The 21,807-nt window shown below is 58.6% G+C and carries 24 protein-coding genes; 19 read left to right on the top strand and 5 right to left on the bottom strand.

Annotation, left to right across the window (positions count from 1 at the left end; all coding sequences use genetic code 11):
• Positions 1 to 102: 102 nt before the first annotated feature.
• Positions 103 to 2,298, top strand: a complete 2,196-nt coding sequence (locus ACZ9IM_RS05055; RefSeq protein ID WP_427625741.1) for a hypothetical protein — start codon at positions 103 to 105, stop codon at positions 2,296 to 2,298.
• 281 nt (positions 2,299 to 2,579) lie between these two features.
• On the opposite strand, the gene ACZ9IM_RS05050 is transcribed toward ACZ9IM_RS05055, so the two are convergent.
• Positions 2,580 to 2,885, bottom strand: a complete 306-nt coding sequence (locus ACZ9IM_RS05050) for a DUF2288 domain-containing protein (RefSeq protein ID WP_007906642.1) — start codon at positions 2,883 to 2,885, stop codon at positions 2,580 to 2,582.
• A 27-nt stretch (positions 2,886 to 2,912) separates the two neighbouring features.
• Here ACZ9IM_RS05050 and ACZ9IM_RS05045 point away from each other — a divergent pair, with 27 nt between their 5' ends.
• The 12 genes from ACZ9IM_RS05045 (at position 2,913) to ACZ9IM_RS04990 (ending at position 12,218) form a co-directional block, all read left to right on the top strand.
• On the top strand, positions 2,913 to 3,059 hold the full coding sequence (locus ACZ9IM_RS05045; protein ID WP_157173008.1) for a hypothetical protein: 147 nt from the start codon (positions 2,913 to 2,915) through the stop codon (positions 3,057 to 3,059).
• A gap of 177 nt (positions 3,060 to 3,236) precedes the next feature.
• Entirely contained in the window at positions 3,237 to 4,364 is a 1,128-nt protein-coding gene (locus tag ACZ9IM_RS05040) for a branched-chain amino acid ABC transporter substrate-binding protein (RefSeq protein WP_427625742.1), read from the top strand.
• A gap of 232 nt (positions 4,365 to 4,596) precedes the next feature.
• The gene (gene livH, locus ACZ9IM_RS05035) at positions 4,597 to 5,520 is read left to right on the top strand and encodes a high-affinity branched-chain amino acid ABC transporter permease LivH (RefSeq protein ID WP_008074580.1); all 924 of its coding nucleotides are present in this window, start codon (positions 4,597 to 4,599) and stop codon (positions 5,518 to 5,520) included.
• Entirely contained in the window at positions 5,517 to 6,773 is a 1,257-nt protein-coding gene (locus tag ACZ9IM_RS05030) for a high-affinity branched-chain amino acid ABC transporter permease LivM (protein ID WP_427625743.1), read from the top strand. The genes livH and ACZ9IM_RS05030 overlap by 4 nt, the downstream gene beginning before the upstream one ends.
• On the top strand, positions 6,770 to 7,537 hold the full coding sequence (livG, locus tag ACZ9IM_RS05025) for a high-affinity branched-chain amino acid ABC transporter ATP-binding protein LivG (protein ID WP_008074582.1): 768 nt from the start codon (positions 6,770 to 6,772) through the stop codon (positions 7,535 to 7,537). The genes ACZ9IM_RS05030 and livG overlap by 4 nt, the downstream gene beginning before the upstream one ends.
• Complete coding sequence (locus ACZ9IM_RS05020; protein ID WP_095054074.1) at positions 7,538 to 8,239, top strand: ABC transporter ATP-binding protein; 702 nt, start codon at positions 7,538 to 7,540, stop codon at positions 8,237 to 8,239.
• 349 nt (positions 8,240 to 8,588) lie between these two features.
• Complete coding sequence (locus tag ACZ9IM_RS05015; protein ID WP_123499233.1) at positions 8,589 to 8,993, top strand: antitoxin Xre-like helix-turn-helix domain-containing protein; 405 nt, start codon at positions 8,589 to 8,591, stop codon at positions 8,991 to 8,993.
• Positions 8,987 to 9,679 (top strand): RES family NAD+ phosphorylase, encoded by a 693-nt coding sequence (locus tag ACZ9IM_RS05010; RefSeq protein ID WP_476223479.1) that lies wholly within the window; start codon positions 8,987 to 8,989, stop codon positions 9,677 to 9,679. The genes ACZ9IM_RS05015 and ACZ9IM_RS05010 overlap by 7 nt, the downstream gene beginning before the upstream one ends.
• Before the next feature lie 116 nt (positions 9,680 to 9,795).
• Entirely contained in the window at positions 9,796 to 10,101 is a 306-nt protein-coding gene (locus tag ACZ9IM_RS05005) for a BufA1 family periplasmic bufferin-type metallophore (RefSeq protein WP_427625747.1), read from the top strand.
• A 25-nt stretch (positions 10,102 to 10,126) separates the two neighbouring features.
• The gene (gene bufB / locus ACZ9IM_RS05000; protein WP_476223478.1) at positions 10,127 to 10,981 is read left to right on the top strand and encodes an MNIO family bufferin maturase; all 855 of its coding nucleotides are present in this window, start codon (positions 10,127 to 10,129) and stop codon (positions 10,979 to 10,981) included.
• On the top strand, positions 10,978 to 11,736 hold the full coding sequence (locus tag ACZ9IM_RS04995) for an HvfC/BufC N-terminal domain-containing protein (protein WP_476223477.1): 759 nt from the start codon (positions 10,978 to 10,980) through the stop codon (positions 11,734 to 11,736). The genes bufB and ACZ9IM_RS04995 overlap by 4 nt, the downstream gene beginning before the upstream one ends.
• Complete coding sequence (locus ACZ9IM_RS04990; protein ID WP_427625750.1) at positions 11,733 to 12,218, top strand: DoxX family protein; 486 nt, start codon at positions 11,733 to 11,735, stop codon at positions 12,216 to 12,218. The genes ACZ9IM_RS04995 and ACZ9IM_RS04990 overlap by 4 nt, the downstream gene beginning before the upstream one ends.
• A gap of 146 nt (positions 12,219 to 12,364) precedes the next feature.
• Here ACZ9IM_RS04990 and ACZ9IM_RS04985 read toward each other — a convergent pair whose 3' ends face one another.
• Positions 12,365 to 13,279, bottom strand: a complete 915-nt coding sequence (locus ACZ9IM_RS04985) for a LysR family transcriptional regulator (RefSeq protein WP_427625751.1) — start codon at positions 13,277 to 13,279, stop codon at positions 12,365 to 12,367.
• Between the two features lie 105 nt (positions 13,280 to 13,384).
• Here ACZ9IM_RS04985 and ACZ9IM_RS04980 point away from each other — a divergent pair, with 105 nt between their 5' ends.
• Entirely contained in the window at positions 13,385 to 13,984 is a 600-nt protein-coding gene (locus ACZ9IM_RS04980) for a short chain dehydrogenase (protein ID WP_007906681.1), read from the top strand.
• 35 nt (positions 13,985 to 14,019) lie between these two features.
• Here the strand turns inward: ACZ9IM_RS04980 and ACZ9IM_RS04975 are convergent, their stop codons facing one another.
• The gene (locus ACZ9IM_RS04975) at positions 14,020 to 14,418 is read right to left on the bottom strand and encodes a hypothetical protein (RefSeq protein WP_427625752.1); all 399 of its coding nucleotides are present in this window, start codon (positions 14,416 to 14,418) and stop codon (positions 14,020 to 14,022) included.
• Between the two features lie 148 nt (positions 14,419 to 14,566).
• Here ACZ9IM_RS04975 and ACZ9IM_RS04970 point away from each other — a divergent pair, with 148 nt between their 5' ends.
• Positions 14,567 to 15,220 (top strand): COG3650 family protein, encoded by a 654-nt coding sequence (locus ACZ9IM_RS04970; protein ID WP_476223476.1) that lies wholly within the window; start codon positions 14,567 to 14,569, stop codon positions 15,218 to 15,220.
• Positions 15,221 to 15,315: 95 nt separating this feature from the next.
• Entirely contained in the window at positions 15,316 to 16,929 is a 1,614-nt protein-coding gene (locus tag ACZ9IM_RS04965) for an NAD(P)/FAD-dependent oxidoreductase (RefSeq protein WP_427625754.1), read from the top strand.
• Between the two features lie 135 nt (positions 16,930 to 17,064).
• On the opposite strand, the gene ACZ9IM_RS04960 is transcribed toward ACZ9IM_RS04965, so the two are convergent.
• Positions 17,065 to 18,162, bottom strand: coding sequence for a PLP-dependent cysteine synthase family protein (locus ACZ9IM_RS04960; RefSeq protein ID WP_476223557.1), 1,098 nt, complete (start codon positions 18,160 to 18,162; stop codon positions 17,065 to 17,067).
• A gap of 246 nt (positions 18,163 to 18,408) precedes the next feature.
• Here ACZ9IM_RS04960 and nhaA point away from each other — a divergent pair, with 246 nt between their 5' ends.
• The 3 genes from nhaA (at position 18,409) to ACZ9IM_RS04945 (ending at position 21,132) form a co-directional block, all read left to right on the top strand.
• Complete coding sequence (gene nhaA, locus ACZ9IM_RS04955; protein ID WP_476223475.1) at positions 18,409 to 19,596, top strand: Na+/H+ antiporter NhaA; 1,188 nt, start codon at positions 18,409 to 18,411, stop codon at positions 19,594 to 19,596.
• Between the two features lie 121 nt (positions 19,597 to 19,717).
• Positions 19,718 to 20,899 carry an S-type pyocin domain-containing protein gene (locus ACZ9IM_RS04950; RefSeq protein WP_476223474.1) on the top strand — a complete coding sequence of 394 codons (1,182 nt, stop codon included), beginning with the start codon at positions 19,718 to 19,720 and terminating at the stop codon, positions 20,897 to 20,899.
• Entirely contained in the window at positions 20,896 to 21,132 is a 237-nt protein-coding gene (locus ACZ9IM_RS04945) for a DUF7683 domain-containing protein (protein ID WP_427625757.1), read from the top strand. The genes ACZ9IM_RS04950 and ACZ9IM_RS04945 overlap by 4 nt, the downstream gene beginning before the upstream one ends.
• Positions 21,133 to 21,215: 83 nt before the next feature.
• Here the strand turns inward: ACZ9IM_RS04945 and ACZ9IM_RS04940 are convergent, their stop codons facing one another.
• Positions 21,216 to 21,680 (bottom strand): outer membrane lipoprotein, encoded by a 465-nt coding sequence (locus ACZ9IM_RS04940; protein ID WP_476223473.1) that lies wholly within the window; start codon positions 21,678 to 21,680, stop codon positions 21,216 to 21,218.
• Positions 21,681 to 21,807: the final 127 nt, after the last annotated feature.

Below are 21,807 nucleotides of genomic sequence, written 5' to 3'. Positions count from 1 at the left end.
CGCTTGGGCCACATTCGCGCTGCAAAAAGACGCGAGATCTCATTCCGTGATGACTCGATGACACTTGTCGCCGAGCCGACCAGTCCAGGTATATGGCGCACAATGACTTCTAAAAATAATCCGGCCACCGCGGTATCCGACCTGACCCTGAGCCCCGCGGCGAACAGCCCCTCATCGTCGAAGCCATTGACCCCGTCGCGTCCGCTGGCGACTCAGCAATACCTGTACTTCACCGAAACCAATACCGACCGCATCCTCGACAACCTCGACGGCCTGCGCGACATGGTGTTCCCGCGCCCGCCCCATCTGGAAGGCGACAACGAACAACACAGCGATCAGGAATTCCCTTCGGTGTGCCTGATCGGCCTGGGCCGCTGTGGTTCGAACATCGCGCTAGACGTCGCGGAACTGGTGTACAACGCCCGCAAGTTCTACCTCAACGAATTCAACAACGAAGACCGTCTGTCGCCGGACAAACGCTACGCCGAAAAGGGCTACAGCCCGGCTCAGTGGATCCGCAACAACCTGCGCCTGGGGACGAACAAGGCCAGCAAACCGGTGTTTCTGGTCGAGCCGCTGGTAATGCTCGGCGACCTGGACAAGGACATCGCCGGTCGCATCCGCTTCTCGCGCAAGGGCGAAAAAAGCGGCTTTTTGCGCGACTACAGCAAAATGAAAATCATGGACTTGTCGGAAGTCCACGCCGGTGGCGCCGGTAACGCGCCGATCCTCGGCCAGTACTTGGCCAAGATTATCCTGAACAAGGACACCCAGCGCTTCTCCAGCCCTGACTGGAAGATGATTCACTCGTACCTGATCGACAGCTGCGGGATCAAGGCCAACCAGTCGCGCCTGTATTTCTCGATCTTCAGTGCCGGCGGCGGTACCGGTTCGGGCATGGCCTCGGAGTTCGGCCTGGCCCAGCAGCACTCGTACATGAACAAAACGTTCGACACCAAGCCGATGGACGAGCACGACGGCAAGAGCGGTCATTCCTTCGTCTTCGAGCCGATCTTCACCAGCGGTATTTGCGTACTGCCAAACATTTCCGATCACCGCAGCGAAATGTCCGAGGCGCTGCACATCAACGCCGGTCGCCTGCTGTGCAAATACCTGTCGGAAGAATGGGACTTCTCCTACAACTTCGCCAACGAAGACAGCAGCGAAGCCAGCGTCATGGGCCGTATCCGCCCATGGAACGCGATGATGCTGATCTCCAACGACATCATGCGTTACGCCGAAGAAAGCGATGACGGCAACATCCAGAACATTGATGTCAATGCCATGGAAAAGCACGCCAACCAATACATCTCACAGCAGATCTTCAACATTCTGACAGCGCAGGCGGTGACCACCGACTACGACCAGAACTATTTCCGTCGCGCCGGCATCGACATTGGCGAAACCATTCGCCTGGACGCCAACGACCTGTTCATGAGCCTGGCCGGCCCCGTGGCGATTGCCTACGCCGAGTCCGTCGTACCGGAAACCCCGCCGCCGAGCAGCGACAAGTTCAAGGTGTTCGAAAAAGAGCCGCAACGCCTGAACATCGACGACCTGTTCTTCCGCTCGATCGACCTGCCGCACTTCAACAAGGTCACGCAGGCAATCGAAGGCATCAGCCTGTTGCCGATCGAGTCCAAGCGCTATCGCGCCTCGCTTGAGCAGTACAAGAACTCGGGCTATGACGCGGCCGCGTTGCACGACCTGCACTTCTTCAAGAACTGCTCGTCGGTGGTATCGATTGTGTCCTTGCCCAAGGACTACAAGCTGTCCTACATGGACCTGAACCGGTTGAAGACCCACCTCAACAGCCTGTTCCCGAACACCACGCTCAAGCGTTATGCGCTGGTAATCGGCGCCTCGGCCAACTTGTCGCTGACCACCCTCATCGCCAAGAGCCCGTGCCTGTCGGACGACTTTTTGACCCTGATCGTGGCCTTCATCAAGCGCTGCTTCGCGAAAAACCCCTACCGCTTCGACGAGACGCTGGACAACTCGATCCTGGACTTCATCATCAATGAAGACTTCGACGAAAACCGGATCGATGAACTGCTCAACGAATTCGAAAACCCGGCGAAAATCCTCGATACCAACTGGTACGCGATCAAACCGATGTACGAGAAAAAGTACCGCGAGCTGATCAACGACAAGGACAAGTTTGTCTCGATCAATGACATTCGTTTGTCCCGGGATTGCGTGAAGAAGGCGATCAAGTATCTGCGCGAGATTTACCGTCACCGGATTGGCAAGACCAAGGTTATTTCGCTGAATAACCATACGGGCAAGACGGCTTAATTCACCTACTGTCGATCGTTCCCACGCTCTGCGTGGGAATGCCTCAATGGACGCTCTGCGTCCGCTTTGGGACGCAGAGCGTCCCGGGCTGCATTCCCACGCGGAGCGTGGGAACGATCACAATTAAGCAGCCAATCGGCTGCTCAATAAACTGTTCCCGTTACGTTTACGTCACCCTCGCCAAGACCCTTCTGTGGCCTTTCTCTACGGCAACATGCCATCACGCTACTCGGCTACACACTTTTAACCGGCAGCGCAGCGCACCAATTAAGTGCAAACGCTCAGCTCGTCGCCCTTTCCTGGATCAGAATCCACGGTGAAACCACCACGGCCCACAGCTCGGGATCGCGCTCGAAAAGATCCAGCGCCCGCGTTTCAGACAGCTTGGCGACCTTGTCGGCGGCCAGCCAGGCAGCGACTTTCTCGCCTTCATCGGTTGCCACCGCTTCTGCCGCAGCGATCAAATCCAGGCCTGGATCGACCCACAATAGGGCACCCCTGGCAAAGAACGGCTCCAACTCTTTCCAGGTAATAGATGCGGTCTCACCAAGCAGCTTGGCATAGAGGGTGCTAGGTTCTTGAGTCATGGGTTTCTGTCCGCAATGAAAAACGACGTGAATGATAACGTCGGTATTGCGCCAGAAAAACCCGGATGCAATTGCGTTACCGATCGAGAAATGCAGGAAAGCCAGGGAATGCTGCTGAATCCAAGTATTAGCCAGCTAACATCCCGCCGTGATTCTGTCTTTTTCTTTCAATAAAGCGACACCCTCAGGTTTTGCCCCCCGGCGCTGCCTTCCCAGGCTAACAATCGGCGCTCTACACTGTACCGGTACAGTTGCCGGGGGCATTTTCCGGAGGATATCAACGATATCTGACCCGGTTCTGCTGCTACGGCGCCAGGACTATAAAAACTACAACAGTAAGAGTGGAGCACTATGACTAAGGCTACTAAGCAGATTTCAAAACTGTTTGCCGCTATGGTTCTGGCCGGGGTTGCCAGCCATTCGTTCGCCGCTGACACCATCAAGATCGGCATCGCCGGCCCTAAAACCGGCCCTGTAGCCCAATACGGCGACATGCAGTTCAGTGGCTCGAAAATGGCCATCGAACAAATCAACGCCAAGGGCGGCGTCGACGGCAAGAAGCTCGTCGCCGTTGAATACGACGATGCCTGCGATCCAAAACAAGCGGTTGCTGTTGCGAACAAAGTCGTCAACGACGGCGTCAAGTTCGTGGTGGGTCACCTGTGCTCCAGCTCCACTCAACCGGCGTCCGACATCTACGAAGACGAAGGCGTGATCATGATCACCCCGGCTGCCACCAGCCCGGACATCACCACTCGCGGCTACAAAATGATCTTCCGTACCATCGGTCTGGACAGCGCCCAGGGCCCTGCCGCCGGTAACTACATTGCCGATCACGTCAAACCGAAAATCGTTGCTGTGCTGCACGACAAACAGCAATACGGTGAAGGCATCGCCAGCGCCGTTAAAACCACCCTCGAGAAGAAAGGCGTCAAGGTTGCCGTGTTCGAAGGCATCAACGCCGGCGACAAGGACTTCTCTTCGATGGTCTCCAAGCTCAAGCAAGCCAACGTCGACTTCGTCTACTACGGCGGTTACCACCCGGAGCTGGGTCTGCTCCTGCGTCAATCCCAGGAAAAAGGCCTGAAAGCCAAGTTCATGGGTCCGGAAGGCGTGGGTAACGACTCCATTTCGCAGATCGCCAAGGAAGCTTCCGAAGGCCTGCTGGTGACCCTGCCGAAATCCTTCGACCAGGATCCGGCCAACATCGCCCTGGCTGACGCGTTCAAAGCCAAGAAAGAAGACCCGAGCGGTCCGTTCGTGTTCCCGTCCTACTCGGCTGTGACAGTGATTGCCGAAGGCATCAAGGCTGCCAAGAGCGAAGACCCTGCCAAAGTGGCTGAAGCCATCCACGCAGGCACTTTCAAAACCCCGACCGGCGACCTGAGCTTCGACGCCAAGGGCGACCTGAAGGACTTCAAATTCGTGGTTTACCAGTGGCATTTCGGCAAACCTAAAACTGAAGTTTCGCCTCAGTAAGGCCTGGCCTGACTGACTGCCAATAAAGCCCACGGCGTGCCGTGGGCTTTGTTTTACGAACGTATTGGGCCGCGCTGGCGTGATCCGCCAGTCTCCCCACCTGAAAATCTCAAAACCGTCATCAGCGGTTCGCTGGCAAACCTCGAATTCGAAGTGGATGCAGATCCACGGGGCTCGAGCGGGAAAATGACTCCACCAGTGAAATGCGTATCAGGTTTTTAGGAGCGCTGTAATGCCTGACATCTATCACTTCTTCCAACAGCTGGTTAATGGTCTGACCATTGGCAGCACGTATGCCCTGATCGCCATCGGCTATACGATGGTTTACGGCATCATTGGAATGATCAACTTCGCCCACGGCGAGGTGTACATGATCGGCTCTTACGTGGCGTTCATCGCCATCGCCGGGCTGGCCATGCTGGGACTCGACAGTGTCCCTCTCTTGATGACCGCGGCTTTCCTCGCGACCATCGTCGTGACCAGTGCCTACGGTTACAGCATCGAACGGATCGCCTACCGCCCCCTGCGCGGCAGCAACCGTCTGATCCCGCTGATTTCCGCCATCGGCATGTCGATCTTCCTGCAGAACACGGTTCTGCTGGCGCAAGACTCCAAGGACAAATCCATCTCCAACCTGATCCCTGGCAACTTCGCCATCGGGCCAGGTGGCGCACATGAAGTGCTGATTTCCTACATGCAAATCGTGGTGTTCGTGGTGACCCTGGTCGCCATGCTCGGCCTGACGCTGTTCATCTCCCGTTCTCGCCTGGGCCGCGCCTGCCGCGCCTGTGCCGAAGACATCAAGATGGCCAACCTCCTGGGTATCAACACCAACAACATCATCGCCCTGACCTTCGTCATCGGTGCGGCACTGGCGGCCATCGCAGCCGTGCTGCTGAGCATGCAATACGGCGTGATCAACCCGAACGCCGGTTTCCTGGTCGGCCTCAAGGCCTTCACCGCAGCAGTATTGGGCGGTATCGGCAGCATCCCCGGCGCGATGCTCGGCGGGCTGGTGCTTGGGGTGGCGGAAGCCTTTGGTGCCGATATCTTCGGCGACCAGTACAAGGACGTCGTGGCGTTCGGTCTACTGGTTCTGGTGTTGTTGTTCCGGCCAACCGGCCTGTTGGGCCGTCCGGAGGTTGAGAAAGTATGACTAGGAATCTTAAACAGGCGTTGTTCAGCGCCTTGCTGGTGTGGGCGGTTGCCTACCCGGTACTGGGTCTGAAACTGACCATTGTCGGCATCAACCTCGAAGTCCATGGCACCAGCACTGCAACGCTGATCACCATCGCCGTGTGCTCGGTGCTGATGTTCCTGCGGGTGCTGTTCGACCAGCAGATCAGCTCGGCCTGGAAAGCCTCGCCCAACCTGCCGGTGATCCCGGCCAAGGCCAGTACCTTCCTGACCCTGCCGACGACTCAACGCTGGATCATCATCGCGTTGATCATCGGTTCTCTGGTCTGGCCGTTCTTCGGCTCCCGCGGGGCGGTGGACATCGCCACCCTGGTGCTGATCTACGTGATGCTCGGCCTGGGCTTGAACATCGTGGTCGGCCTGGCTGGCCTGCTCGATCTCGGTTATGTCGGCTTCTACGCCGTGGGCGCCTACAGCTACGCGCTGCTGTCGCACTACTACGGCCTGAGCTTCTGGATCTGCCTGCCGATCGCCGGGATGATGGCGGCCACGTTTGGCTTCCTGCTCGGTTTCCCGGTACTGCGTTTGCGCGGTGACTACCTGGCAATCGTGACCTTGGGTTTCGGTGAAATCATCCGTCTGTTCCTGCGTAACCTGACCGACCTCACCGGCGGCCCGAACGGCATCAGCAACATTCCCAAGCCCACGCTTTTCGGGCTGAGCTTTGATAGAACTGCCGCAGAAGGTCTGCAGACCTTCCACGAGTACTTCGGCCTGGAATACAACTCGATCAACAAGGTGATCTTCCTTTACCTGATCGCAGTGTTGTTGTCGTTGTTCGCGCTGTTCGTCATCAACCGCTTGCTGCGCATGCCCCTGGGCCGTGCCTGGGAAGCGCTGCGTGAAGACGAAATTGCCTGCCGTGCACTGGGTCTCAATCCAACGGTCATCAAGCTGTCGGCCTTCACCCTCGGTGCCTGCTTCGCCGGTTTCGCCGGTAGCTTCTTCGCCGCGCGCCAAGGCCTGGTGACACCGGAGTCCTTCACCTTCATCGAATCGGCCACCATCCTCGCCATCGTGGTGCTGGGCGGCATGGGCTCGCAACTGGGCGTCGTACTCGCCGCCACGGTGATGATCCTGTTGCCGGAAATGATGCGTGAGTTCAGTGAATACCGCATGTTGATGTTCGGCGCCTTGATGGTGCTGATGATGATCTGGCGTCCACAAGGTCTGCTGCCGATGCAACGCCCCCACATGGAGCTGCGCAAATGAGCCGTGAGATCCTGAAAGTCACCGACCTGAGCATGCGCTTCGGCGGCCTGTTGGCGGTCAACAGCGTGGCCCTGACCGTCAAAGAGAAACAAGTGGTATCGATGATCGGCCCCAACGGCGCCGGCAAGACCACCGTGTTCAACTGCCTGACCGGTTTCTACCAGCCAACCGCTGGCAGCATCGTGCTGGACGGCGAACAGATCCAAGGGTTGCCGGGCCACAAGATTGCCCTCAAAGGCGTGGTGCGCACCTTCCAGAACGTGCGGCTGTTCAAGGAAATGACAGCGGTCGAGAACCTCTTGATCGCGCAACACCGTCACCTGAACACCAACTTCCTGGCCGGTCTGTTCAAGACCCCCGCGTTCCGCAGAAGCGAACGCGAGGCCATGGAATACGCCGAGTACTGGCTGGAAAAGGTCAACCTCAAGGAGTTCGCCAACCGTCCGGCCGGCACCCTGGCCTACGGTCAGCAACGTCGCCTGGAAATCGCTCGCTGCATGATGACCCGCCCGCGGATCCTCATGCTCGACGAACCGGCTGCCGGTCTCAACCCGCGGGAAACCGAAGACCTCAAGGCACTGATCGGCATCCTGCGTGAAGAGCATGATGTGACCGTGCTGCTGATCGAACACGACATGAAACTGGTCATGAGCATTTCCGACCACATCTTCGTGATCAACCAGGGCACGCCTCTGGCCAACGGTACGCCGGAACAGATCCGCGACAATCCTGAAGTGATCAAAGCCTACCTGGGGGAAGCGTAAATGCTGCAGTTCGAAAACGTTTCCACCTTCTACGGCAAGATCCAGGCGCTGCACAGCGTCAACGTCGAGGTCCGCCAGGGCGAGATCGTGACCCTGATCGGCGCCAACGGTGCCGGCAAGTCGACCCTGCTGATGACCCTCTGCGGTTCGCCGCAAGCCCACAGCGGTAGCATCCGCTACATGGGCGAAGAACTCGTCGGCCAGGACTCGTCGCACATCATGCGTAAAAGCATCGCCGTGGTTCCGGAAGGTCGTCGGGTATTTGCCCGCCTGACCGTGGAAGAGAACCTCGCCATGGGCGGATTCTTCACCGACAAGGGCGATTATCAGGAACAGATGGACAAGGTCCTCGGACTTTTCCCACGCCTGAAAGAACGCTTCGCCCAACGCGGCGGCACCATGTCTGGCGGCGAACAGCAAATGCTCGCCATCGGCCGTGCGCTGATGAGCAAGCCCAAGCTGTTGCTGCTCGACGAGCCGTCGCTGGGCCTGGCACCGATCATCATCCAGCAGATCTTCGACATCATCGAACAACTGCGCAAGGACGGTGTGACGGTGTTTCTGGTGGAGCAAAACGCCAACCAGGCGCTGAAAATTGCTGACCGTGCGTACGTTCTGGAGAACGGCCGGGTGGTGATGCAAGGCACTGGTGAAGCGCTGCTGACCGACCCGAAAGTGCGCGAAGCGTACCTTGGCGGTTAAGCGATTGCGGTAAACAAAAAAACGGCCTTCGCAGGCCGTTTTTTTTGCCTGCCACAACCATAATGAAAATCCCCTGTGGGAGCGAGCCTGCTCGCGATGGCAATTTCACATTCAACCGAGATATTGACTGACTTACCGCAATCGCGAGCAGGCTCGCTCCCACAGGTTTTTTGGGGTGTTTGGGAGAACGTGTTTAATCAGTGTCAGCGTTACTTCCTGCAAGCTACACATCCTAACGCCTGACGTAACCGGTTCGCCCTCGTAGGAGCTGCGTATTCACAATACAAGCTTGCCCTACAGAGACATTTTTCATATATTTGTACCTACAGACCAAATCAAAGTGATCGCCATGACAGCAACCTCCCTGGCACAAGCATTCAGCAAAGACCAGTGCGTGACTGGTTTGCGAGCGGCTGTCGGCATACTCGAAAAGTGGCAAGCGTCGAGCGATCAGGCCTGTCGTATCTTGCGCATTTCCCGCAGTACGTATTCTCGGGCAAAGCAGCGCGATCCCGATTGGTCCGTAAGCCTGGATTCAGACCAGATGCAGCGCATCAGTTTTATTCTCAACATCCATGCCACCCTGCGCCTGGTCTTTGATAACCCTGAAAACGTCTATGGTTTTGCAGCGATGGCGAACGAGAACGAGTTCTTCAACGGGCGTAGCCCACTCGAAATCATGTCCCAAGGGGATATGATTTCCCTGTACGAGACGTTTCGGCGAATCGACATGCTGCGAGGCGCACAATGGTAACGGTGAGCCAGCTGGCTGTATTGGCCGGTGAGCAGTTGCAGGCCTACCGATTGATCAATTCAAAATTTCCGCCCATTGCGCTGTTCGACGACGTGGCAAACGCGGACGAATTTGATGTGCTGTATCAGATCCAGGTCCTCACCAATCCGAGGCTGCAAAACGAAGTCGGCCGGCTTGAGCTGATACCGCGTTCGCAGATTCCCTTTGGCATCCCTGGGTGCTCTTACGCAATCGCTCCTTTCACCCACATCAACCCAGCGGGTTCGCGTTTCAGCGATGGCAGTTTCGGCGTGTTGTACCTGGCTGCCTCGATGGAAACCGCGCTGGCTGAGGTGCAGCATCATCAGAATCAGTATTGGTCGAAAGTCCAGGGGCTCAATTACGAGAGGTTTGTTTTCCGGGGGTTATCCTGCACTTTCGTTGACGAAGCCATGAGGGATGGCGTATCCATTCCGATGGACGATCCTGTCTACGATCCCGTCGATTACACGCACTCCCATCGCTTGGGAAAGGCCATCAAGAATGCTGGGGTCCCTGGTCTGCGGTACAACTCCGTGCGCATGCATGGGAGCTACTGCTGGGCACTGATGACCCCCAGCCCCCTCTCATCAATCACTCAAACAGCCCACTACGAGATGATCTGGAACGGTCAGATCACCAGCGTCAGTAAAATCAGCATTGCCTGACGACCTTATCGGCAAAAAATTTTCGGGTGGCCTGTAACGCATCGCCCTGTCGTTTCTCTAGAGCAGTAAGCAAGCACAAACGCTTGCCAACCCAAGCTCAATTCCGGAGAAACATCATGACTGCTACCACCCGCACCCTGTCCGCCACCGCCCTGGTTCTGGCCCTCGGTTCTGCCCTGAGCATCGCCGCTGTCTCCACTACTCATGCCGCTGACGCCAACATGGAAAAATGCTTCGGCGTGGCCATGAAAGGCCACAACGATTGCGCCGCCGGCGCTGGCACGACTTGCGCCGGCACAGCAAAAACAGACTACCAGCCAAATGCTTTCAAACTGGTTCCTAAAGGCACCTGCGCCACCACGATGAGCAAAACCTCGCCAACCGGTTTCGGCCAGATGGAAGCCTACAAAGCCAAGTCGTAATCAGCACCCAGCCTGAGTGTCGACCATGAACAATTCATTCTCCGGGCTCCCGCCCCGCTCCGGGCTGGGGCTCAAGACCGAGCACTTTCGTGAAGTGCTCGGTGCACAACCGGACATCGGTTTCTTCGAAGTCCACGCCGAAAACTACATGGTGGCCGGCGGCCCGTTTCATCATTTTCTGGGGTTGATTCGCGAGCAGTATCCGCTATCGCTACACGGCGTTGGCTTGTCTATTGGTGCCGAAGGTCCACTGGATCTTCAGCACCTGCAAAGGCTTGCCGTGCTGATCGAGCGCTATCAACCCCAATCCTTTTCCGAACACCTGGCCTGGTCCAGTCATGGCCCGGTGTTTCTCAATGACCTGCTGCCCCTGGCCTACGATGCACCGACGCTGAACCGCGTCTGCGAGCACATCGATCAGGTGCAGAGCGCCCTCAAACGCCCGATGCTGCTGGAGAACCCGGCGACGTATCTGGCGTTCCAGCGCTCGACAATCGATGAAGCCGACTTCATCAGTGAGGTCATTCGCCGCACCGGCTGCGGGCTGCTACTGGACGTCAACAACGTCTACGTCTCCTGCATCAATCACCAAAGGGATCCGCTGGCCTACATCGACGCGCTGCCGCTGCAGGCGGTGGGAGAGATTCATCTGGCCGGGTTTGCCGAAGACACCGACAGCCTCGGCGACCGTCTGCTGATCGACGATCACGGTGCGCCCATCGATAACGCAGTGTGGGCGCTGTACTCGCGGGTGCTGGAGCGGGTCGGCCCGGTCGCCACGTTGATCGAGCGCGACAACCAATTACCGGCCTTCAGCGTGCTGCACGCCGAAGCCCGTCAGGCTGATGAGTTGCTGCATTGCGCGGGGAGCCGATCATGAGCACTCAAGCCGCGTTTGCCGCCGCCCTGCTCGATCCGCAACGGCCCTGCCCCGACGGTTTGTTCTGTGCCAATGGCGCCGATCCCGCCAGCCGTTTCGCGGTGTATCGCAACAATGTGCAGAGCTCGCTGATCAACGCCTTGGCCGACAGTTACCCAGTGGTTTCGCAATTGGTGGGCGATGAGTTCTTTCGGGCGATGGCGGGGCTGTATGTGCAGAGTTACCCGCCCCAAGGCTCACTCATCAACGATTACGGCAAGGACTTCGCCGAGTTCATCGACAGCTTTGAACCGGCAGCCAGCGTGCCTTATCTGGCCGACATAGCGCGGCTGGAGCGGTTGCGCGTTCAGGCCTATCACGCCGCCGACGCTCAGCCCTTGCGCCATGAACAGATTGCCGCCGCGCTGTCGGACCCGCAGGCGCTGAGCGAGCTGACGGTCGGGTTTCATCCCTCCCTGAATCTGCTGACTTCAGCTTTTGCCGTGGTTGCGATCTGGGCGGCGCATCAACAGAACGCGACGCTGGCCGGGATCGACCTCGGCCATGGGCAAAACGCGCTGGTGTTGCGCAATGGTCTGGAAGTTGAGGTTTTCGCCATCGACCACGGCGCCTGCACCTTCATTCAGAACCTGCGACTCGGCCAGCCTCTGGCCCAAGCGCTGGAAACAGCGCCCGACTTCGACCTCGGCCAAACCCTGGCGCTGCTGATCAGCCACAACGTCATCACCCATTTACACCAGAAGGTATCGCCATGAACCTCCATCACAACCCCATCGCCCGCGCCATCAAGTGGCTGGAAAAAATCCCCCACAGCCTGATCGCCTTTATCGCGCGTTTTTCGATTGCCGCGGTGTTCTGGAAGTCCGGGCAGACCAAGGTGGAAGGCCTGGCCATCGACTTGATCGACGGCACGTTTCAACTCGGCGTACCAAGGCTGGCGGACTCGACCATCCCGTTGTTCCAGAGCGAATATCACCTGCCATTGCTCTCCCCGGAACTGGCGGCGCACCTGGCGGCCTTTGCCGAGCATTTCTTTCCGATGCTGATTCTGATCGGCTTCGCCACCCGCTTTTCGGCTCTGGCGCTGTTGGGTATGACCCTGACCATTCAGCTGTTCGTGTACCCCGATGCTTATCCGACCCACGGCACCTGGGCTGCGGTGTTGCTGTACTTGATGGCGACCGGGCCGGGCAAATTGTCGATTGATCATTTGATTGCCAAGCGTTACACCCGCTGATCCCTACCTCAGACCTCCAGACGATAAAGAACTAATGTGGGAGCGGGCTTGCTCGCGAAAGCGGTATCACATTCAACAGATATGTTGGCTGACACACCGCTTTCGCGAGCAAGCCCGCTCCCACAGGGGGGGTGCGTGGTGAGACGTTACCGCTGAAGCCGATCCAACGCCTCGCCACTGCGCTTGAACCAACCGATCAGATAATCCGCCAGCACTTGGGTGCGCTTCGGTAAACCGCCTTGATACGGGTGCACCAGGTACATCGGCATGCTGCGAGTCTGATAATCGCGCAGGAGCCAGCGCAAACGCCCGTCAGCCAATTCCTCTTGCAGCAAATACGATGGCAAACGCGCAATGCCCGCATCCGCCAGCGCGGCCTTCTTCAAGAGGTTGTAGTGGTTGCTGGCGAACGGCCCCGACACTCGCACCCGCAGTAACTCGTGCTGTTGGTGATAGAGCCATTCTTCGCGACCGCTGTAATGGCTGTTGAGCAGGCAGCGGTGTTCGGCCAGTGCCTGAGGCGTCAGTGGTTCACCGAATCGCTCAAGGTACGCGGGGCTGGCGCAGGTCATCTCGTGCCAGGCCAGCAGCGGGCGGGCGACCAGGCGTTCGTCGTTGGCCACTTCCGAGCGGATTGCCAGATCGAAACCGTCCCGGGACAGGTCGCGGTAGTGATTGTTGAGCTCCAGTTCGATCTGCACCTCGGGGTATTGCCGGGAAAACTCCAGCAGCGCGCCGTCAAAGAAGGTCTCCCCCAATGAAACCGGAACCGTCATCCGCACCGGGCCAGCCATGTCGTCTTTCAACCGCGCCAAGGCCTGACGTGCTCGCTCGACTTGAATCACCAGTGCCTGGGCTTGCGGCAACAACGCCGCGCCCGCCGCCGTCAGGCTCAAGCGGCGTGTGGTGCGTTGCAGCAACACCACGGAGAACCGCGTTTCCAGCAGGCTAATGCGCTTGGAGAGTTGCCCCTTGCTGCAACCCAATTGCTGGGCGGCCAGGGTGAAACTGCCCGCCTCGATCAACACCGCGAACGCCGCCAGATCGTCCATTTCGCTCATGGATTGTTTCCATTTGAAAACCAAAGGTTGCCTATTAGCCCGCTTATCTATGGAAAAAACCACTCTAAACTTAAATTTAAATCCAACCCATTCAGGTACATCACGATGAAAATTCTTTTGATCGGCGCCTCTGGCACCGTCGGTTCGGCCATTGACCATGAACTGTCCCAGCGCCACGAAATCATCCGTATCGGCCGCAAGAGCGGTGAGTTTCAGGTCGACATCAGTGACAGCGCCTCGATCCGCAAATTGTTCCAACAGACCGGCAACTTCGATGCGCTGATCTGCGCCGCCGGCAGCGTCAACTTCGTGCCGCTGGCGACCATGACCGAACAAGACTTCGAGCTCGGTTTGCGGGACAAGCTGATGGGTCAGGTGAACCTGCTGCTGATCGGCCGGGAATTCGCCAATGACGGTGCGTCATTCACCTTCACCACCGGCATCCTCAGCCACGATCCGATTCGTACCGGCAGCTCGGCCTCCCTGGTCAACGGCGCCCTGGACAGCTTCGTCCGTGCCGCGGCGATCGAACTGCCGCGCGGCCTGCGCATCAACTCGGTCAGCCCGAACGTGCTGGTCGAAGCCATGGGCAGTTATGCTCCGTACTTCCGTGGCTTCAAACCGGTTCCCGCCGCCGAAGTGGCGCTGGCCTACGCCAAAAGCGTGGAAGGCTTGCAGACCGGCCAGACCTACCGCGTTGGCTGAACAAGCCCCAAGTGCGGCGCTGCCTCAGCGTCGCCTTAAGGTACAGAAGGCTCCAGCAGCGTAGGTACCAGATTGCGGGCTATCTCGCGCGGTACAGATATCGCCAGTTTTGGGCCTTCGATTACCGATTGAATCGTCGTGGTCGATACCAGCAACCCATTGATGAACAGCGTCAACGACTGATGCATTTCCTCACGCGTCATCTGCGCCAAGCGACGCTGCGCATCAGGACTCAGCGTAACCTGAAGCCCGATAGATTGCGGATTGATATCACCCGCCCTCCTGAGTTCAAGACTCATCTCGGTGAAATCCGACCCGGACGAAAAAGCGATTTCTGCCGCCAGGCACTGCAGCGCTCCAGCCATTCCCAACGCCAAAAAAAGCAGCTTCCCTATTCCCCTCATAAAACCTCCTTTCAACGAAAACGCCGACAAGGTTACGCCCTAATTCCTTTCGCCTCAGTGCCTGAAGTAAAGCCGAATGTTGCTTGCGCCGGCTTCGGATCTTCGACAAGTCCAACTCTTAGGTTGTGATGAACGGTCAGGCTAAGTAACGTGGCGACACTTGTCAGGAGACTCAAAGATGCGTGTTGCCCGTTCCTTGGTACTTGTTGCCGTGCTTCCGTTGTTCGCCGCCTGCCAGTTGCTTGATGGCCCACGGAAAAGCGCTTCCCATGTGGGCCAGACCCGCTTGCAGGGCCAATTGACGGCCGCTGACGGCAAGTTACTGTTCCAGCCATGCAATGAGCAACGCAGTTTGGTGGTCAACGACAGCGGTGGCACCAGCGTCCTGCAAGAGGCCGCAACCCTGGCCGATGATCAGGGCAAGCTGTTCGCCGACGTACGTGGCCGGATCTCCGACAACCAGCTCGATCTGCAGCAGTTGTACCGCGTCGAACGCTCGGGCACGGCGTGCGACGATCCCGATTTCAAGCAGCTGACGCTGCGCGCCGCCGGCCATGGCCCGGAATGGAACGTCAGAGTCAGCGGCAAAGGCATGGTCATCGACCGCGCCGGTCAGCCGCCCCTGGCCCTGCCGTACGTTGAAGAGCAACTGGGCGATGGCCGCTTCAATCTCAGCACCGAAGCCAATAACCAGCGCATCGAGCTCTGGGTCGCGCCGCAACGTTGCGTCGACAGCAGCACCGGCAGCGTGCAGCACATGAGCGCCGAGCTGCGCATCGATGGCCAGGTGCAACGTGGCTGTGGGTATTTTGGCGGATCGCGCGACGACTGATCGTTTTTGCCTCACGGGAATCATCCTTTGAGGCTTATAATCGCGGGCTTCAAACGCCTTGGCGCAGTTGTGCGCCCCGCGAACCGGATCCCGTCATGTTACGAATCACCGAACTCAAGCTGCCGATCGACCATCCCGAAGAAGACCTGCGCCCTGCCATCGTGCAGCGCCTGGGCATCGCCAGTGATGACCTGCTCGATTTCACCTTGTTCAAGCGCAGCTACGATGCGCGCAAAAAGTCCTCCGAACTGTGCTTCATCTACACCATTGACCTCAACGTTCGCGATGAGGCGGCGGTGCTGCACACATTCGCCGATGACCGTAACGTCAACGTGGCGCCGGATGTCAGCTACAAAGTGGTCGGCCAGGCGCCTGCCGACCTGAGCCAGCGCCCGATCGTGGTCGGGTTCGGCCCCTGCGGGATCTTCGCCGGGCTGCTGCTGGCGCAGATGGGCTTCAAGCCGATCATTCTCGAACGTGGCACCGAAGTGCGTCAGCGCACCAAGGACACTTGGGGCCTGTGGCGTAAAAGCGTGCTCAACCCCGAATCCAACGTGCAGTTCGGTGAAGGCGGCGCGGGTACGTTCTCCGACGGCAAGCTCTACAGTCAGATCAAGGACCCGAAATTCATCGGTCGCAAAGTCTTGCACGAGTTCGTCAAGGCCGGCGCGCCGGAAGAAATCCTCTACGTCAGCAAACCGCACATCGGTACGTTCCGTCTGACCGGTGTAGTGGAAAACATGCGGGAGCAGATTCGCGCCATGGGCGGCGAAGTGCGCTTCCAGCAGCGCGTCACCGATGTGTTGATCGAAGATGGCCAACTGATCGGCGTCGAGCTCAATGGCGGCGAGCAGATCCATTCCAAACACGTGATCCTGGCCCTCGGCCACAGCGCCCGGGACACCTTCCGCATGCTCCACGGTCGTGGCGTGTACATGGAAGCCAAGCCGTTTTCGGTAGGTTTCCGCATCGAGCACCCGCAATCGCTGATCGACCGCGCGCGCCTGGGCAAATACGCCGGGCACCCGAAACTCGGCGCTGCCGACTACAAACTGGTGCACCACGCCAGCAACGGTCGTTCGGTCTACAGCTTCTGCATGTGCCCGGGCGGCACCGTGGTGGCGGCGACCTCCGAGCCGAACCGCGTGGTCACCAATGGCATGAGCCAGTACTCGCGTAACGAGCGCAACGCCAACTCCGGGATCGTTGTCGGGATCACCCCGGAAGTCGATTACCCAGGTGGCCCACTGGCTGGCATCGAGTTGCAGGAACGTCTGGAATCCCACGCCTTTGTGTTGGGCGGCAGCAATTACGAAGCGCCGGCGCAATTGGTCGGTGACTTCATTGCAGGCAAGCCATCGACCGAGTTGGGCAGCGTCGAGCCGTCCTACAAGCCGGGCGTTGCCTTGGGTGATTTGGCACTGGCTTTGCCGGCATTCGCCATCGAAGCCATTCGCGAAGCCTTGCCGGCGTTCGAGAAGCAGATTCGTGGCTACTCGCTGCACGACGCCGTGTTGACCGGAATCGAGACGCGCACGTCATCGCCACTGCGGATTACCCGTAACGAGTCGATGCAAAGCCTGAACGTGAAGGGCTTGTTCCCGGCCGGTGAAGGCGCGGGTTATGCGGGCGGGATTCTGTCGGCGGGTGTCGACGGGATTCGCATCGCCGAAGCGGTGGCCCGAGACATCCTTGGCCTCGAGGCCTGACCGGCAACTCCTGAAACAACGCAAAACCCTGTGGGAGCGGGCTTGCTCGCGAAAGCGGCGGATCAGTCAGCATCGTTGTCGACTGACCCGCCGCTTTCGCGAGCAAGCCCGCTCCCACATTTGATCTTCGATGAGTCAGATGTTTGCGCGCAACACGCTGGCCGGCAACGGCTCGCCGCGCTCGACACTCGCCGCCACGGCATCCATCAAACCACTCAACTCATACCCTTGGGCCTTGAGCCAGGCCTGATCGTAATAGGTGGTGGCATAGCGCTCGCCGCCATCGCACAGAATCGCCACGATCGACCCCGACTCCCCCGCCGCCTTCATCTGTTGCGCCGCCATCAGCGCGCCAATCAGGTTGGTGCCGCTTGATCCGCCTACATGCCGACCCAAACGCTGCGCCAGATAGTGCATGGCCGCCAGCGACAAGGCGTCCGGCACCTTGACCATCGCATCGATCACCTTGGGCAGGAACGACGCTTCCACTCGTGGCCGACCAATGCCTTCAATCCGTGATCCGCAATCCAGGCGCAAGCTGGCATCGCCAGTCTGGTAGTAATCGAAGAACACCGAACGCTCGGCATCGGCGCACAGCACGCGGGTGGAGTGCTGGCGATAGCGCACGTAACGGCCGAGCGTCGCGGTAGTGCCTCCGGTGCCGGGGCTGGAAATCAGCCAGCTCGGTTCCGGATGTTGCTCGAAGCGCATCTGCTGGAAGATCGATTCGGCGATGTTGTTGTTCGCCCGCCAGTCGGTGGCGCGTTCGGCGTAGGTGAACTGGTCGATGAAGTGCCCGTCATGCTCGCGAGCCAGGCGTTCGGATTCGGCGTAGATCTGCGTCGGATCGTCCACCAGATGGCTCTTGCCACCGTAGAAAGCGATCTGCGCGATCTTTTCCTTGGACGTGGTCGCGGGCATCACCGCAATGAACGGCAACCCCAGCATCCGGGCGAAGTACGCCTCGGAAATCGCCGTCGAACCGCTGGAGGCTTCGATCACCGGCGCACCGGGTTTGAGCCAGCCGTTACACAGGGCGTAGAGAAACAACGAGCGCGCCAGCCGATGTTTCAGGCTACCGGTGGGATGGCTCGACTCATCCTTGAAATACAACTCGATACCTGGCAACCCCGGTAGCGGCAAGGGAATCAGGTGGGTATCGGCGCTACGCTGGAAGTCGGCTTCGATGATCCGGATGGCTTCGCGGGCCCACTGTCGGTTGTCGCTCATGATGGTTTTCTCGTTGAATCAGGCAAAGAGTTGGCCTTGTCGCAAGGCTCAGCCCACAAGCTTAGGAAAGAACCTACATCATGCACAGATACAGCTGAGGTCCAATACGTCCGGCAACTGCTAGGCTCGCCTTTGCTGACCGTCCGCGTTGTAACGGCATATAACAAAAAAGAATATAACTTTTGTTTTAACAACTAACGGTACGGGTTAGGGTGTGCCACCTTTTGAATTCATCGATGGAGAGCGACCTTGCCTCTGCGTAGCACGTTCACGCGTTTCTTTCAGTTGGAAGCTGCCAGCGGTCTGTTATTGATCGCCGCGGCCGCTCTCGCCCTGATCATCAACAATTCATCGCTGTCATGGCTCTATAGCGGGCTGCTGGACACCCCGGTGGTGGCTCAGATCGGCGCGCTGAAAATCGCCAAGCCGCTGCTGTTGTGGATCAACGACGGCTTGATGGCCCTGTTCTTCCTGCTGATTGGCCTGGAAGTGAAACGCGAAGTCCTCGACGGTCAACTGTCGAAACCCTCGCAGATCGTCCTGCCCGGCGCGGCGGCGATTGGCGGCATGGTGGTGCCGGCGCTGATCTACTGGTTCCTCAACCGCGACACCCCGTCCGCCCTGAGTGGCTGGGCCATTCCGACCGCCACCGACATCGCCTTCGCCCTCGGCGTACTGGCCCTGTTGGGCAAACGCGTGCCGGTGTCGCTGAAACTGTTCCTCATGACCCTGGCGATCATCGACGACCTGGGCGCGATCATCATCATTGCGATCTTCTATTCCGGCGCACTGTCGACCTTGTCCCTGGCATTGGCCGCAGCCTGCATCGCGGCGTTGATCGGGATGAACCGACTCGGCGTGGTCAAGCTCGGGCCGTACATGATCATCGGGCTGATCCTCTGGGTCTGCGTGCTCAAGAGCGGCGTGCATGCCACGCTGGCCGGTGTGACCCTGGCCTTCTGCATTCCACTGCGTACGAAAAACGCCGAGCCTTCGCCGCTGCTGACCCTGGAACATGCCCTGCATCCGTGGGTGGCCTACGGCATCCTGCCACTGTTTGCCTTCGCCAACGCCGGCCTGTCACTGAGCGGCGTGACCGCCGAAAGCTTCACTCACGACGTGCCGATGGGCATCGCCGTCGGCCTGCTACTGGGCAAGACCATCGGTGTCTACGGCCTGACCTGGCTGGCGGTAAAAATCGGCATCGCCGCCCTGCCCCAAGGCGCCAACTGGGGCCAGGTGCTGGGTGTGGCGATCCTCTGCGGCATCGGTTTCACCATGAGCCTGTTTGTCGGTTCCCTGGCCTTCGTGCCCGGCACCAGTGAATACGCCGGGATGGATCGAATGGGGATTCTGACCGGCTCGATACTGGCGGCATTGCTCGGTTATGCGGTGACGGCGGCGGCGAGTCGCAAGAGCACTGCGTTGCAGTCCTGAACGATAGAGAACACTCTTAGCGACATTCAGGATTCGTCCTACAGTCACGATTAGCCACGTTCGTTAACGTCGCGCAGCCCCTCTTTCAGGGGTTGCCGATGGACGAGCGAAAGGACAATCAGTGGCTGGCAACAAGGACATCCCCCGGGTTAAAAACCCACCGTCAGGCGATGGGCATCACGTCACCCACCGCTACATGACGGCCACCGAACTGGCCGAGCGGGACGCCAGGCAAAATGCCTACGACACCATGCTGGCGAGGCAGCAGGCCTTCGAAGACAGCCTTCAAGTCGCTACGAAAAAGGACGACGTTGTCCGCGCGGGCTGCGTGTTCGCCAAGTCCTGCAAGCTGCCCGACGCAATCATCGACTACACGAATCCCACTGGCGTTGTTCCGACTGACAGTCTGAAAGACTACGGCGAACTGATCCTGCTCGGTGCTCGCGAGGCCGATGAAAGCGGTGTTGTACCGCTCAAGAAAATCAGTGGCACTGCGATTCCGGCGGGTTTCGGCAGCTTCGCACTAGCCGGCTCAGCGTTCACCGCGCTGCCCGCCGTCGCCGCCAGCACCGCTGCGGCTACCTTGGCAGGCCTGGTGGCCCTGGTCATACCTTCGAGCCTTGGCGACAGCTCGCTCTATACCGAAGACCAACTGCGCGCCCTTAAACAGGCCCGCACTCGCGTACGCCTCAGAGTCGAGCAACAGGCTGACGGCAGTCTCAAGGGATACGGTTTCTACACCGGTAAAAACCGTGACTGGGAGATGGTCGATGTCGCGCAATTCGCCTTGCGCGGCAGTGAGCAGGTGGCGGACCTTGGAGACGGCGTTGAGCTGATCTGGACACCGGCCGAGGACGGTTCAAACATCCTCGGCATCCCCGCCCTGGAAGCCGCACCGCAAGCGCCGCACATCTGGGTTTACCCGCCGACGAAGGCGGCTGACAGCATCATCGTGAACCCGGTGTATCCGCCTGAGTACAAGGATTTCATTCTGGTGTTTCCGGCGGATTCGGGGGTGTTGCCGGCTTATATTGTGGTGAGTATTGCGGACCACAAATATCATCCGGCGCCAAAGGGGCTTACTGCTTTTCCTGATGCCACACCGGCAAAACAGAAAACACGGGTTAAAGGTAGAGGCACCCGAATGCGCTGGAGAACTGCTGAAGGGCGAATTCTAGAATGGGATTATCAGCATGGAGCAGTAGAAATGTACGACAAACGAGGTCGCCATCTTGGTGAGTTTGATGCTGAAACAGGTAATCAAAACAAGCCGGCAGATCCGAAAAGAAGGATAGAACCGTGAACCACGTAATTTATGCTTTTGATAAAGAAACAGAAGCGCTGGTATTCGAAGTGCCCGTCCCCGCAGACAACATTGAACAGCTGAGGGAGATAATGAGTTGGACTGAAGCTGAAGAAGAAATCTATGGCTATGACCTTGATTCCCAGCAGATAACAAAACTGGAAACGTTAGTTGGTCGATCATTCTACGATCCACAATACGATTTTCAGCTCGGTTGCTATGTAAGCAAGTAAACGCTCTGGTTCAACCCCACAGCCAAAAACAAAACCCCGACCAGCTCACCTGATCGGGGTTTTCTTTCACCCTACATTCCCGCTTAGTGCGTAACGCGGCTCGTACCATCAACCGTGGCAATCCGCACCCGCTCACCCACGCGGAACACTTCGTTTGGCTGAACTTCCTGCACGTAGGCGCGCATGCTGCCATCGTCTTCGCGCACGGTGATTTCAACACCTTGCGTACGGGTCAGGCCTTCTTCGGCAGCCGAGCCTATCAGGCCGCCGGCGACAGCGCCGATGACCGCTGCGACGATGCTGCCGCGACCGCCGCCGATGGCGCTACCACCGACACCACCCACGGCTGCGCCCGCGACGCTGCCGATCGGGGTTTTGGTGCCTTCGATTTTCACCGGACGCAGTGCTTCGATGGTACCCATGCGAATCGTCTGCACACGACGCGCTTCGTCACGGGAGTAGGAGTCACCGGTCAGGCTCGATTGGCAACCGGAGAGCAACATCGCCATCGTGGAAAAGGAAGCAACCAGCAGAACAGACTTACGCATAGCATCAAACTCCATAGGACAGGTATCCATTAAACTCCGCAGCTTGACGCCTGTCACGGCATTGCCCGGATAAAATTGGTTTCATTCAGGCCCGATACAGGCGCTTTTTCGAACTCACACACAGTAG

The sequence above is a fragment of the Pseudomonas sp. TE12508 genome (genome assembly GCF_056279485.1).
The sequence above is the reverse complement of the archived record's forward strand: the minus strand, read 5'-3'. Positions and strand labels throughout refer to the sequence as shown.

Coding starts and splice junctions, on each gene's coding strand:
- ACZ9IM_RS05055 (WP_427625741.1), top strand. CDS start 103: ATGACTTCTAAAAATAATCCGGCCACCGCGGTATCCGACCTGACCCTG.
- ACZ9IM_RS05030 (WP_427625743.1), top strand. CDS start 5,517: ATGACTAGGAATCTTAAACAGGCGTTGTTCAGCGCCTTGCTGGTGTGG.
- bufB (WP_476223478.1), top strand. CDS start 10,127: ATGAACAATTCATTCTCCGGGCTCCCGCCCCGCTCCGGGCTGGGGCTC.
- ACZ9IM_RS05010 (WP_476223479.1), top strand. CDS start 8,987: ATGGTAACGGTGAGCCAGCTGGCTGTATTGGCCGGTGAGCAGTTGCAG.
- ACZ9IM_RS04985 (WP_427625751.1), bottom strand. CDS start 13,279: ATGAGCGAAATGGACGATCTGGCGGCGTTCGCGGTGTTGATCGAGGCG.
- ACZ9IM_RS05020 (WP_095054074.1), top strand. CDS start 7,538: ATGCTGCAGTTCGAAAACGTTTCCACCTTCTACGGCAAGATCCAGGCG.
- ACZ9IM_RS04965 (WP_427625754.1), top strand. CDS start 15,316: ATGTTACGAATCACCGAACTCAAGCTGCCGATCGACCATCCCGAAGAA.
- ACZ9IM_RS05015 (WP_123499233.1), top strand. CDS start 8,589: ATGACAGCAACCTCCCTGGCACAAGCATTCAGCAAAGACCAGTGCGTG.
- ACZ9IM_RS05005 (WP_427625747.1), top strand. CDS start 9,796: ATGACTGCTACCACCCGCACCCTGTCCGCCACCGCCCTGGTTCTGGCC.
- livH (WP_008074580.1), top strand. CDS start 4,597: ATGCCTGACATCTATCACTTCTTCCAACAGCTGGTTAATGGTCTGACC.
- ACZ9IM_RS04970 (WP_476223476.1), top strand. CDS start 14,567: ATGCGTGTTGCCCGTTCCTTGGTACTTGTTGCCGTGCTTCCGTTGTTC.
- ACZ9IM_RS04980 (WP_007906681.1), top strand. CDS start 13,385: ATGAAAATTCTTTTGATCGGCGCCTCTGGCACCGTCGGTTCGGCCATT.
- ACZ9IM_RS05040 (WP_427625742.1), top strand. CDS start 3,237: ATGACTAAGGCTACTAAGCAGATTTCAAAACTGTTTGCCGCTATGGTT.
- ACZ9IM_RS05050 (WP_007906642.1), bottom strand. CDS start 2,885: ATGACTCAAGAACCTAGCACCCTCTATGCCAAGCTGCTTGGTGAGACC.
- ACZ9IM_RS04990 (WP_427625750.1), top strand. CDS start 11,733: ATGAACCTCCATCACAACCCCATCGCCCGCGCCATCAAGTGGCTGGAA.
- livG (WP_008074582.1), top strand. CDS start 6,770: ATGAGCCGTGAGATCCTGAAAGTCACCGACCTGAGCATGCGCTTCGGC.
- ACZ9IM_RS04940 (WP_476223473.1), bottom strand. CDS start 21,680: ATGCGTAAGTCTGTTCTGCTGGTTGCTTCCTTTTCCACGATGGCGATG.
- ACZ9IM_RS04995 (WP_476223477.1), top strand. CDS start 10,978: ATGAGCACTCAAGCCGCGTTTGCCGCCGCCCTGCTCGATCCGCAACGG.